The sequence below is a fragment of the Pseudoalteromonas thalassia genome (genome assembly GCF_049257215.1).
Lineage (GTDB): Bacteria > Pseudomonadota > Gammaproteobacteria > Enterobacterales > Alteromonadaceae > Pseudoalteromonas > Pseudoalteromonas lipolytica_C.
The window spans coordinates 168,524-180,805 of the sequence record NZ_JBMMUE010000006.1 but is presented as its reverse complement, the minus strand read 5'-3'; the positions used below and the strand labels follow the sequence as shown (position 1 = coordinate 180,805).

General features: G+C 39.8%; 10 protein-coding genes and 1 pseudogene. 8 read left to right on the top strand and 3 right to left on the bottom strand.

The genetic code is table 11. The features are described from left to right. Positions 1-53: 53 nt before the first annotated feature. Positions 54-1,346, bottom strand: coding sequence for an amidohydrolase (locus AAEU31_RS09665; protein ID WP_421967100.1), 1,293 nt, complete (start codon positions 1,344-1,346; stop codon positions 54-56). A 56-nt stretch (positions 1,347-1,402) separates the two neighbouring features. Here AAEU31_RS09665 and AAEU31_RS09660 point away from each other — a divergent pair, with 56 nt between their 5' ends. The 6 genes and pseudogenes from AAEU31_RS09660 to AAEU31_RS09635 all read left to right on the top strand — a co-directional run bounded on the left by AAEU31_RS09660 (position 1,403) and on the right by AAEU31_RS09635 (position 7,447). Then, positions 1,403-2,065 carry a Crp/Fnr family transcriptional regulator gene (locus AAEU31_RS09660; protein ID WP_421967099.1) on the top strand — a complete coding sequence of 221 codons (663 nt, stop codon included), beginning with the start codon at positions 1,403-1,405 and terminating at the stop codon, positions 2,063-2,065. Positions 2,066-2,119: 54 nt separating this feature from the next. After that, positions 2,120-2,524 carry a hypothetical protein gene (locus AAEU31_RS09655; RefSeq protein ID WP_421967098.1) on the top strand — a complete coding sequence of 135 codons (405 nt, stop codon included), beginning with the start codon at positions 2,120-2,122 and terminating at the stop codon, positions 2,522-2,524. A gap of 105 nt (positions 2,525-2,629) precedes the next feature. Beyond that, complete coding sequence (locus AAEU31_RS09650) at positions 2,630-3,133, top strand: Mpo1 family 2-hydroxy fatty acid dioxygenase (RefSeq protein ID WP_421967097.1); 504 nt, start codon at positions 2,630-2,632, stop codon at positions 3,131-3,133. A gap of 21 nt (positions 3,134-3,154) precedes the next feature. After that, a complete protein-coding gene (locus AAEU31_RS09645; protein ID WP_138557155.1) occupies positions 3,155-3,943 on the top strand; it encodes an SDR family oxidoreductase in 789 nt (262 codons plus the stop codon). A 177-nt stretch (positions 3,944-4,120) separates the two neighbouring features. After that, positions 4,121-5,122, top strand: a pseudogene (locus AAEU31_RS09640) (branched-chain amino acid aminotransferase); the annotation flags it as partial. Positions 5,123-5,293: 171 nt separating this feature from the next. After that, entirely contained in the window at positions 5,294-7,447 is a 2,154-nt protein-coding gene (locus AAEU31_RS09635) for a prolyl oligopeptidase family serine peptidase (RefSeq protein ID WP_421967096.1), read from the top strand. Between the two features lie 63 nt (positions 7,448-7,510). Here the strand turns inward: AAEU31_RS09635 and AAEU31_RS09630 are convergent, their stop codons facing one another. Next, a complete protein-coding gene (locus tag AAEU31_RS09630) occupies positions 7,511-8,602 on the bottom strand; it encodes a DUF481 domain-containing protein (RefSeq protein WP_235382469.1) in 1,092 nt (363 codons plus the stop codon). Positions 8,603-8,828: 226 nt separating this feature from the next. Beyond that, entirely contained in the window at positions 8,829-10,124 is a 1,296-nt protein-coding gene (locus tag AAEU31_RS09625) for an anti-phage deoxyguanosine triphosphatase (protein ID WP_421967095.1), read from the bottom strand. A 216-nt stretch (positions 10,125-10,340) separates the two neighbouring features. Between AAEU31_RS09625 and AAEU31_RS09620 the strand changes: the two genes are divergently transcribed. After that, on the top strand, positions 10,341-11,159 hold the full coding sequence (locus AAEU31_RS09620) for a glucosaminidase domain-containing protein (protein ID WP_421967094.1): 819 nt from the start codon (positions 10,341-10,343) through the stop codon (positions 11,157-11,159). Continuing rightward, positions 11,152-11,820 (top strand): DUF2987 domain-containing protein, encoded by a 669-nt coding sequence (locus AAEU31_RS09615; RefSeq protein WP_138558903.1) that lies wholly within the window; start codon positions 11,152-11,154, stop codon positions 11,818-11,820. Before AAEU31_RS09620 ends, AAEU31_RS09615 begins: the two co-directional genes overlap by 8 nt. Positions 11,821-12,282: the final 462 nt, after the last annotated feature.

The window sequence follows — 12,282 nt, the reverse complement described above, 5'->3', positions numbered from 1 at the left end:
AACAGCTAAGAAAATAGGGCGGGTAATGGTATTACCCGCCGATAAGAAAATTTTTATTCTTTGAGGTAATCAACCACTAATTGCGTCATTGCGTTTACACCAAGCTGTAAAGCTTTTTCGTCTGCAAAAAAGTGTGGTGAATGGTTGCTTGGTGCTGTAACCGCATCTTGACCTTTTGGTGTGACACCTAAGAAAAAGAACATGCCTGGTGTTTCTAAGGCGTAGTAACTAAAGTCTTCGGCACCTGTGATAAGTGGCGTTGTGATCAGGTTTTCTTTACCAACCACGCCAGCAAGTGTTGGTGTCATTTTCTTGGTTAATTCAACATCGTTCACTGTTACTGGGTAACCATGGTCAATGTGAACATGTGCTTCTGCACCACCTGATTCAGCCACCATCTCAGCGGTTTTAGCTAAACGCTTTTTAATGTCAGCGCGCATTTCTTGGTCAAAGGTACGAATTGTGCCCACCATTTCAACTTGATCTGGGATGATGTTGTTACGCACACCGCCATTAATGGCACCAAATGAAACCACCGAAGGCGCTTTGGTCACATCAACTTGGCGTGATGCGATGGTCTGTGTTGCCATAATAATTTGTGATGAAGCTACAATTGGGTCAACCCCATTCCAAGGACGTGAGCCGTGAGTTTGGCGGCCTTTTACTGTGATTGTAAACTTGTCTGCGCTGGCCATTAGCGGCCCTTCACGAAAACCAATTTGTCCGGTATTAAGTGAGCTGGTTACGTGTAAACCAAATACGGCTTCTGGCTTTTCTTTAAATAAGCCTTCTTTAAGCATAAGCTCAGCACCGCCTTCTTCGCCATCTGGTGCACCTTCTTCAGCAGGTTGAAAAATAAACAGAATATCACCTGCTAGTTGATCTTTAATTTTTACTAAAGACTCAGCGGCCGCCATTAAAATAGCCACATGGTTATCATGACCACAGGCATGCATTACGCCAACGGTATTGCCTTTGTACTCTGTTGTTTGCGTTGACGCGAAAGGTAAGTCTACTTGTTCTTTTACAGGGAGTGCATCCATATCAGCTCGCAGGGCAATAAGCGGGCCTTTTTTACCCCCTTTAAGTTTGGCAACCACACCGGTATGAGCAACACCTGTTTGAACCTCAAGGCCTAATGAACGTAAATGCTTAGCCACGTATTTGGCTGTTTCAAACTCACGGTTACTAAGCTCTGGATATTGGTGTAAATGACGGCGCCATTTAATGACCTTTTCGCTGACGCTTTTATTGGCAGACTTAAGTTCAGTATTAATATCACTAGCAAATGCAGGGGTCGAAATCGCACTGAGAAGTAGGCTGGTCGAAAGTAGTTTGTTTAACATCCCGTATCCTTTTATTATTAGTTACTAATTATTTAATCAATGTAAAGTATAACCACTTGAATGAACAAGACCTTTCGGTAATTAACCAAGACAAATGGTTTAAAAATCGCACACAATTATTTAAAGACAAGCTAGTTAAACATGCTAAATTAATCACCTTAAAGGCAGGTGATGCATTGTTTTTGCGTGGTGATGAAAATACCGGTCTGTATTGTGTTATTAATGGCGTGCTTAGAGTTTCTGGGGTTAATAGCCAAGGCAAAGAAGCGGTGCTTAGTTTTGTAACCAGTGCGATGTGGTTCGGTGAGGTTGCTTTGTTTGATGGCGGTCAACGCACCCACGATGTGTATGCACAAACTGCGGTACGGCTACTACACGTGCCTGAGCGGGCATTAATTCAGTTATTACAAGAGCATCCCGCTTATTGGCATGATTTCGGGCTGTTGCTTACCGATAAAGTGCGAAGCCTGTTTGACTCACTAGAAGATCACGCACTCCTCACGGCCAAGCAAAAGGTGAGTAAGCGGTTATGCATGCTTTATCAGTCGTCACTCCAAAGCTGTTTGCCGCTTACCCAGCAACAACTTGCCGATATGACCTATTTAACACGGCAAACCATTAATCAAATATTACAATCCCTACAAGCTGATTCAATTATTAATCTTAAATATCAATCAATTGAAGTAATTGACATCGAAAAATTACAATCTCAATGCTAGTTTGGAACTAAAATTGCTACAAAGTTGTAATCAAGCTTAAACGGAAGACAACTTGTGGCAATAACATTTCATAATCAATATAACCCTTATCACGCTTCGGCTGCTGCTAAGCTGTCGCAAACAACCCGCATCGATGATGTGAAGGCCATGCATACGCCTGCATCTTCAGCACAGCAACTTTTACAAAAGCAGTCTGAGCCCAGTTCTTTTTTAGCACAGGCGCAAGAAGCCTTGGTTTATCAGCGACTCGGGGTTGATATAGAGAAAATTGAAGAAATAAAAGCGCAAATAGAAAAACTTGCCGAACAAATGCAGCAACAAGGTGCCGACACCAAAGCACTGCAAGAAAAAATGAATGAGCTGCAAGGAATGCTTGATGAAGAATATCAAAAAGGACGCGAACGCATGGATATGCAGCCAGAAGCTGAAAAAGGCAAAGTTATTGATGCGCTGGTTTAATGTGTGAGTTTAATATAGCCATTTTGAAATGTCGGTTAGTTGACATTCTTGACGGTGAATTTTCTGCTAATCTGAATTTTGAACACAGTTTTGGCAGGAAAAATAATGAAAACATTAAAACAACAACTGACAAATTACGCTCTCTATCACCGCTCTAAACGTAATATTTACACCCATTTTATTGGCATCCCATTAATTGTATTTGCGATTATTTGTTTATTGCAACGAGTCACGCTTATTTCAGAGCCTGCTGTTATCTCCTTGGCAACCGTGGTGATTGTATTCACTTGTCTTTATTACTTAATGCTTAGCTTATCTATGGGGTTAATTATGGCTGTATGCTTAAGTTTGTTGAGCATTGCCGCTGAGCCCGTGGTGTCACTTGACGTGGAATTATGGCTAGCGGTAAGTATTGGTAGTTTTGTTGTAGGTTGGGTATTTCAGTTTATTGGCCATTATTTTGAAGGTAAAAAGCCAGCCTTTGTTGATGATTTAATTGGTTTAGTAATAGGGCCTTTATTTGTATTAGCTGAGTTATTGATTATGCTTGGTTTTTATAAAGATATTGCTGAACATATCGAACAACATGCAGGCCCTAACAAAGCATAACAACAATAAAAAGGAACACATATGCAATTAAATGGTAAAACAGTTTGGGTAACTGGGGCATCTTCTGGAATTGGTGAAGCACTTTGTGAGCAATTAGCTGCAAAGGGCGCAGTGCTGATATTGTCTGCTCGTAATGAAGAAAAACTCAACGCTCTAAATACAAGGCTCGGTGGCAATCATCATGTGGTTGCCCTAGATTTGGCAAAACCCGAAGCCTTACTTGAAGATATGCCCGCAGTGATTGAGCGAATTGGCCGCATTGATGTGCTTATCAATAACGGTGGGGTGTCGCAGCGTAGTTTATTTTTAGAGAATGAATTCACTGTGTATCGCCAACTGATGGAAGTGAACTATTTTGGTTTAATAGCTTTAACCAAAGCGGTAGTACCGCAAATGGTTGAACAGGGTATGGGCATGGTCGTTTCAATTAGCAGTGTAGCGGGTAAAGTCGGTTCAAAGTTCAGAACAGGTTATTCGGGTTCTAAATACGCGGTAGTGGGTTTTATGGATTGCTTAAGAGCAGAGTTAGCCGACAAAAATATAAAATGTTTAACCATTTGCCCAGGTTCAATTAAAACTGCAATTGCGCATAATTCGTTAGATGGCCAAGGTAAACCGCAAAATAAGCCAGAGGAATCAATCGAAAACGGCATGGATGTGGCAAAAGCGGCTGCAAAAATGATTAAAGCCATTGAAGCCGAGAAAGATGAAGTTGTTATTGGTGAAGGAATAAGTGGTTTAGCACCGACTATAAAGCGTTTTTTCCCGGGCTTTTTTAATCGCCTCACAGCAAAAATGAACTACAGGTAATTTCGCTTAGTAAGCGTATAAATAATTATCATTAAATAATGCGCACATGAGTTGCGCATTTTTTATACCAGGCGAACGTTTTTTTATCGTTTTTATCGAGAAAAGGCACTAGTTTGCTATGGTTAAACAGGGATGGATTAGCATACAATGGGGCAAAAGTAGTCCAAACAAGAGAGAACAACAATGGCCGCATTTGGTACTGTATTTATGCCACAAATGATCCAAGCACGTTTTGCTGATAACTCATGGAGTGAAAGCGCGCTGGTCCCATCTGATAAAATCGAATTACATGCGGGTGCACACGTATTACATTACTCAAGCACCTGTTTTGAAGGATTAAAAGCGTTTCGTCACGAAGATGGCTCGGTCTATATCTTTCGTATGGATGCTAACATTGCTCGTATGAAGCAAAGCTCTAAGTTACTAAACTTACCTGACTTTGACGAAAGCATGCTTGAGCAAATGATCAAAGACATTGTTAAAGAGTATGCAGACGAAACACCAGCACCGCCGGGGTCTATGTATATTCGCCCAACTCACATTGGTACAGAAGCCGCAATTGGTAAAGCCGCTGCGCCATCAATGAGTTCCTTGCTTTATGTATTACTTTCGCCAGTGGGTGATTACTTTGCAGGTGGTGCTACTGCACTGCGTGTATTACTTGAAGAAGACGGCATGCGCTGTGCACCTCACATGGGTATGGTTAAAAGTGGTGGTAACTATGCAAGTGCATTAGGTCCAATCTTACAAGCTCGCTCTGAGCATAAAGCTGACCAAATTTTATTCTGCCCAGGTGGCGATGTTCAAGAAACCGGTGCTGCGAACTTTATTCTAATCGATGGTGATGAAATCATCACAAAAGCACTTGATAGCACATTCTTACACGGTGTGACCCGTAATAGTATTTTAACGATTGCGAAAGATTTAGGTATGACCGTATCTGAGCGTAACTTTACTGTGTCTGAGCTACTTGAAAGAGCTGCTAAGCCGGGCACTGAAGCTGCATTATCAGGTACTGCTGCGGTACTGACGTCGGTTGGCACGCTTATTCATAACGACCAAGAGTTTAAAGTGGGGTCGGGTGAACCAGGTGAAAAAGTCGCTAAATTACGCCAAGCATTGAATGATATTCAATGGGGCAAATCAGCAGATACTCATGGCTGGTTAACAAAAGTATAATTACGCAAACAGTGTTTACTATTGCGAAAAATTAAAGGCCACGCTATTGCGTGGTTTTTTGTTTTTACATTGGTTTACAGCGCTTCCTGTGTTTGACCGCAAATAACTAGACATTCTTTTGTATTAACTTTACTTTCATTTTGTTAACAATAACTAAAAAGTAAAATTATTATGATTAAAAAAGCGCTTGCTTGTGCAATTGTGGTTGCACTGACGGGGTGTAGTGAATCTACCCCAACAAAAACAGAACAAACTATAAAAACTGCAGAGGTTAAAGCTGCTGTGAATTATCCAGAAACGAAAAAAGGCAATGTTGTTGATGAGTACTTCGGCCAGAAGGTAGCCGATCCGTATCGTTGGCTAGAAGACGACATGAGCGAAGAAACGGCGCAGTGGGTAAAAGCCGAAAATGACGTTACCTTTTCTTATCTTAAAAATATTCCTTATCGCGATGAGCTTAAAACCACACTTGAAAAGCTGATGAACTATGAAAAAGTCACAGCGCCATTTAAAGAGGGTGAGTACACTTACTTTTATAAAAACGATGGCTTGCAAAATCAGTATGTGGTTTACCGTAAAAAAGGTGACTCTGAAGCTGAAGTGTTTTTAGATCCAAATACTTTCAGCGCCGATGGTACAACCTCAATGTCGGGCTTAACTTTTACTGAAGATGGAAGTTTAGCTGCTTATCAAATTTCTGAAGGTGGTAGTGACTGGCGTAAAATTATCGTTATTGATACAGCGACTAAACAGCCTATTGAAGAGGCATTAGTCGATGTTAAGTTTAGCGGTATTTCGTGGTTTGGTAACGATGGCTTTTATTATTCAAGCTACGATAAGCCAAAAGGGAGTGAGTTGTCGGCAAAAACAGATCAACATAAGGTCTATTATCACAAGTTAGGCACAGCACAAGCTGATGACCAATTAGTCTATGGCGGTACAGAAGCACAGAAACATCGTTATATTGGCGCTGAGGTCACGCGTGATAATCGATACCTAATAATTGCTGCAAGTACTTCAACATCAGGTAATAAACTGTTTATCAAAGATTTAACTAAGCCTGACAGCAAGTTAGTAACCATTCTAGATAACACAGATTCAGATACATCAATTATCGATAATGATGGCTCGAAACTGTATTTAGTGACTAACTTAAATGCGCCAAATATGCGTGTAGTGACAGTTGATGCCGCTGATCCAAGCCCAGAAAATTGGCAAGATTTAATTCCTGAAACTGACAATGTACTTAGTATTTCAAAAGGCGGTGACTATTTCTTTGCTAAGTATATGGTTGATGCGATTTCGCAAGTAAAACAGTATGATAAATCAGGTAAACTAGTGCGTGACATTAGTTTACCGGGTGTGGGCACCGCATACGGCTTTAGCGGTAAGCACGACGCTGAAACGCTTTATTATTCATTTACCAATTACACCACACCAGGCAACATTTATTCATTTAATGTTGATTCTGGCCAGTCTGATGTATATCGCAAGTCGGGCGCTCAATTTAATAGCGAACAATACACATCTGAACAAGTGTTCTACACATCTAAAGATGGCACTAAAGTTCCGATGATTATTTCATACAAAAAAGGCACTGAGCTTAACGGTAAAAACCCAACAATTTTATATGGCTATGGTGGCTTTAATGTAAGTTTAACACCAAGCTATAGCCCAACTGTTGCCGCTTGGCTTGAGCATGGTGGCGTGTATGCTGTTGCTAATATTCGTGGTGGTGGTGAATACGGTAAAGAGTGGCATGTAAATGGTACACAGCTTAAAAAGCAAAATGTTTTTGACGATTTTATTGCTGCTGCAGAATACCTTAATGAAAAACAATTCAGCTCACCTGATTACCTAGCGGTACGTGGTGGCTCTAATGGTGGCTTATTGGTTGGTGCGGTTATGACGCAGCGCCCTGAGTTATTTAAAGTAGCACTGCCTGCTGTAGGTGTATTAGATATGTTGCGTTATCACACCTTTACAGCTGGTGCTGGTTGGGCGTATGACTACGGCACCAGTGAGCAAAGTAAAGAAATGTTCGAGTACTTAAAAGGCTACTCGCCAGTTCACAATGTTAAAGAAGGTGTTAGCTACCCTGCAACGTTAGTGACAACAGGGGATCATGACGACCGCGTTGTGCCTGCGCATTCATTTAAGTTTGCTGCTGAGCTACAAGAAAAAGGTGCGAAACAAAATCCGTATCTAATTCGTATTGAAACAAATGCAGGTCATGGTGCAGGAACACCAACCAGTAAAATTATTGATCAATACGCTGATATTTATGGCTTTACCTTATACAACATGGGTGTTAAATCGCTATAAGATAATATTTACTCAACTAAAATAAAAACGCCGAGCTTAAGCTCGGCGTTTTTATAGCAATTGCTATAAATCTATACCCAGTGCGAAAATCATTTTGTAATCTTCTTTTTCGGGGACTACACCATTTTCATCGGCTATCGGGTCGGATAGATAATCCCAGACTAATGAAATATCAAAATCAATGTCATCAGTAACGTCTATTTCAAAGCTTGCCATTGCATACTGTGAATCGCCACCAGTGTCTTCACTGGCCGTCAAATATCGATAGTTAAAACTAAAATCGATATTTTTGGTTACTTCCAGTTCGTAATTAGTGCCAACAAAATAAGACATTGAAGAATTTGATTTATCCTCACCATTTGCAACGGTATCAAACTCTGTTTTTTGATAAGCAGGACCTGTTGAAAAGTCCCACTCAATTTTGTCGGTATCCATTACGTAATAACCTACACCAGCACCTACAGTGTATTTATTGGCAATGTTTTGAAATGGGTCACGATAGTATTCAAAGAAAATAGGGCGAAAATACATTTTTTGCGTATAAAACCAGTCGAAGGTTCCATTTGCTCGTATGTTATTTTTAGTGACTTGCTCATCGCTGGTGGTGCGATACCCTAAAAATTCAGCTAAAAAGCGACTCGACGCTGTTCTGCGTTTGATATCAGCTCGGGCTGAATATTCAGTTTGATCAGTATTACCTCGAGATAGGTCGGCGCCTAATGATATTTTTACTGTCCAAGCACTAAGCTCACTATCAATTGACGGAGCGATAGAGACTAAATCACGATAACGATACTTAGCAGGAGCATCACCTACTTTTACATAACCACCCGATATATTTAGTGTGCCGCTGAGTTCTTCACCATCATTAAAACGAACTGTGTGATGACGTTCAGAAATAATCATGTAGATATCTTCGCGGTCGATCATCAGGGTATCGAGTACGTCGCTATCGAATTCGAGCTCCTTATCGTACATTGAAACGAGCTCACCTTTGAGCCATTCACCAGAGTTAAGTCGGATCCAATCAAAATGAGTGGCATCTTTTATGATTATGCCGCGTTCTTCAAGTAGTGGATCAGGAAGTGATTCTGCTGCATAGCCTGTAAATGGGCTAGCAACTAATAAACCAAGAAGCAGGTGTTTTTTGAGCATTATTTCAATCCATGTTTAATAAATCCAGCCCACGTTACTTTAGGCTCAAATTGAGCAGGAATACCTACAAAGCTCTGACAGGATGTACAAAGTTCATCAAAGTATTCGTGTCTCAAGCTGCCCATAAGGTAAGCAGATTGGCTAAAATCCATAAAGAATTAGTAGGTTATTTGCTAAAATAACCTACTTAATTTTAGAACATAATATTTAGCTGTTCAAAAAATAGTTAGGCTGATGGTAAAAATAATCGTTGATAGGTTTTATATGCATACTCGTCACTCATACCTGATAAGTAATCACAGATCACCCGCATTGCATTACCATTATTGTTGTGTGCGTTTAACCACATCTCTTGAGTTGTTTCTGGTAATAAACGCATCGGGTCGCTAGCAAAAGCGCTAAATAATTCTATAAGCAGGTTTTGCCCTTTAAATTCAACCTGTTGCATTTTAGGTTCACGAATTAAACGCTTGAATACAAATTGTTTGAGCACATTGAGTATTTTTGAAAACTCATCAGGCAGGCTAACGGTATATTGTAAAATCTCTGATTCGAATTCGTTATTTTGTACCTCTAAAGAGGCATGGATAATAAATGTATTTACTAACTCACCAATGGCGTCTTTGCGTTCATATTCATGATGTGAGAAAAGCCTTGCGGTAATTGCACTTAAATGAGTTGTTAACCAAGGTGAATTGAGTTCTTGTAATTGAATAAGTGCATGGTTTTGCCAATCAGCAAACGTTAGTACTTCAGTGGCAATCGCATCTTCTAGGTCATGAACTGCATAGGCAATATCATCTGCCAATTCCATTATTGCAGAGTCAATAGACTTATAATGAGTTTTAGACCTAAACTCATCCACCTTGTAGTGGCTAGTCAATAATGCTTTGTCGTTTTGTGAGAGCGGCGCAATAATCCAATTAAAAACATCGTTATCATCTTTGTAAAGCCCTTTAGCCGGTCGCCAGTGATCGGCTTTTATGAAACTTCGCGTATCAGATAATGGTGGGATGGTATGCCATACATCATCAATAAACGCAGGGTACTTGATAAATCCCAACAAAGTCCGGCGCGTTAGGTTCATACCATAACCGTTGCTGTAGGGTTCAAGTTTAGAAACAATGCGTAAAGTTTGCGCATTGCCTTCAAATCCACCATGCTCGCGCATCATGTAGTTTAAAGCTATTTCACCACCATGACCAAAAGGTGGATGGCCAATGTCGTGAGCAAGACATAAGGTTTCGAGCAAGCTGCCACTCGGGAAGTGTGCAAATTCAGGGTGCTGTTTTTTTAAATGGCGCAGCAAACCACTTCCGATTTGTGCAACTTCAAGAGAGTGGGTTAGGCGAGTGCGGTAAAAGTCGTTTAGGCCAATACCCATAATTTGAGTCTTTGCTTGTAAACGTCTGAAAGCAGCGGCATGGATTATTCGAGAGCGGTCAACTTGCCATGGTGAGCGGTTGTCATTGGGACGATATTTTTGTTGATCTATAATTCGTGCTTGCCAAGGTTGGCACATAATAAAAAAGCCTATGGTTTCGCGACTGAGTTAATGAAAGTATACGCAACCGCTTGAAAATTGCGAGTATATTGAATGTATTATGAGACTTTTTAAATACGATTGAGGTGAAAAAAATAGCACCGAATTCGCCAAAGATTGGCTTGTTTGATATACTCCGCCTTTGTATGTGTGTGATGTTACCGCACATGAGTAGTAGTTTACTTGAGAGAATACATGCTTAAATACGTTTTTCAAATTTTACTAGCTGCCTTTTTTACTTGGGCACTGTTGTCACCTTTTATAGATAATGAAAGTGATGTTGACGTATCTTCACAAGACCTTGCAACTAGCAAGGGCAGCCAGCAAACTATAAAAAAAGAGAAGCCATTACATAATGTTAAACTCCCTGATTTTGCTGCGTTCAGTGATGTAAAAGAGAAGAAACATGCATTTTTTGATTTTATACGCCCGCATGTTGAGGCTGAAAATAAGAAGATTTTGCAGCAAAGAGCAACATTAGAAATAGCTCGCATGATGCTGGAATATAATGAGCCTTTAACAGTTAAACAAAAATCAGACATAAAGAAAATCCTCACCAGTTATAAACTGCCGACGACGATTGATGTACTGTCACTATCTCAGGCATTACGCCGTGTTGATATTATTCCAAAAGAACTTGCTTTGATGCAGGCTGCGAATGAATCGGCTTGGGGAACATCGCGATTTGCGCGAATTGGCCTTAACTTTTTTGGTCAGTGGTGCTACAAAAAAGGTTGCGGTATGGTACCACGCCGTCGTGCTGATGAAGCTGCTCATGAAGTAACGGCTTTTAAGTCTGTAAGAGCTGCTGTAAGCTCTTACTTTAAAAACATTAATACTCATGCGGCATACAAAGATTTACGTTCAATCAGAGCAGATTTACGTCGTCAACAAAAGCCTATTGAAGCCACAGTTTTAACGCAGGGCTTGTTATCTTATTCTGAGCGACGAGAAGCTTACATTGAAGAGTTAAACACAATGATAAATCAAAACAGAGCATATTTTGATGAATAAAGTTATGTCATGTTTCAAGGCGGTAGTGTTAGCCGCTACCTTAGGTGCTTCTGTAGGAACAGCAACCGCAGGCGAGTTTGTTGTTGCATACGATGGCTTTTATGACCGCCTTAAAGTGGTTAACAAAGGTGACTTTCAGTACGCGCAAGTAAACTTTTATTTATCTGACATTGCTACAAATGATGTATGCAAAATTAAGTCAGGGAAAATAATAACAGAACAACAAGAATTTGATCTTACCTATACAGATCAAGCCCAGTTGTTGCTACCGTTTGATAAACAACTCGATACAGATAAGGCTGTAATTGTCGTACAACCTGAGAACCCACAGCATGATTGCCAATTAAAGCTACAAATTGAAGCAACCAACCTGAGTGACTTTGCACTGACAAAAGCAAACCTTTATGAGTTAAATGAAGAGTTTGATGAATTGCTATCTGATTTATCAGGATTCTTCGTCAGTAAATTAATGTGGTTTTTGTTGCCAGAGCAACAGGGAGTTGTGCTTAAATTTGCGGATGAAAATGTGGCAATATCAGAGGCAGATAATTGCAAGCAAAGCCGTTGCGCAATAATGGTGACTGATGATTGGCAAGACAATCAAACAAAACTGCAAACAAGTGCTCGGTTGATCAGCGCAACCCCATGGATTGTTAAATAACTGCATCAACAACACGCCCTGTGCGTATGTAAAGTGTGCTATATGAGGGAGCTTTTTATGCTCCCTCATTTATTTTAGCTTGCTTTTATATTTAATTAACCCTTTCATCAACAAGTATTGTTCTAATACTATCTTCCCTATTTTTATTTTCTTTACTACTCTTATTTTGTTGGTTTTAAGTTAGGTAAGATAAAAATAATGAGTAAAAAAATATAGTTTCAACTAATTTAGGTAGTCTTCTTACAATAAAAGATCTTAAGGTGTGAAATTTAATTATTATTTATTAATTACTTATGTTCTTGCCTGTTTAATGTTGGTAATTTTGTTTGCTAATTTAAAACTAACTAAAAATTATTAAATATACTCCTTGGTGTTGTTAGTAAAAAATAACTAAATTAAATATTTTTAAGAGTTTTCTATATCGATAAATAATAGATGTAGATCAATAAATAATGCTGCAAC

Coding starts and splice junctions, on each gene's coding strand:
- AAEU31_RS09665 (WP_421967100.1), bottom strand. CDS start 1,346: ATGTTAAACAAACTACTTTCGACCAGCCTACTTCTCAGTGCGATTTCG.
- AAEU31_RS09650 (WP_421967097.1), top strand. CDS start 2,630: ATGAAAACATTAAAACAACAACTGACAAATTACGCTCTCTATCACCGC.
- AAEU31_RS09645 (WP_138557155.1), top strand. CDS start 3,155: ATGCAATTAAATGGTAAAACAGTTTGGGTAACTGGGGCATCTTCTGGA.
- AAEU31_RS09635 (WP_421967096.1), top strand. CDS start 5,294: ATGATTAAAAAAGCGCTTGCTTGTGCAATTGTGGTTGCACTGACGGGG.
- AAEU31_RS09630 (WP_235382469.1), bottom strand. CDS start 8,602: ATGCTCAAAAAACACCTGCTTCTTGGTTTATTAGTTGCTAGCCCATTT.
- AAEU31_RS09625 (WP_421967095.1), bottom strand. CDS start 10,124: ATGTGCCAACCTTGGCAAGCACGAATTATAGATCAACAAAAATATCGT.
- AAEU31_RS09620 (WP_421967094.1), top strand. CDS start 10,341: ATGCTTAAATACGTTTTTCAAATTTTACTAGCTGCCTTTTTTACTTGG.
- AAEU31_RS09615 (WP_138558903.1), top strand. CDS start 11,152: ATGAATAAAGTTATGTCATGTTTCAAGGCGGTAGTGTTAGCCGCTACC.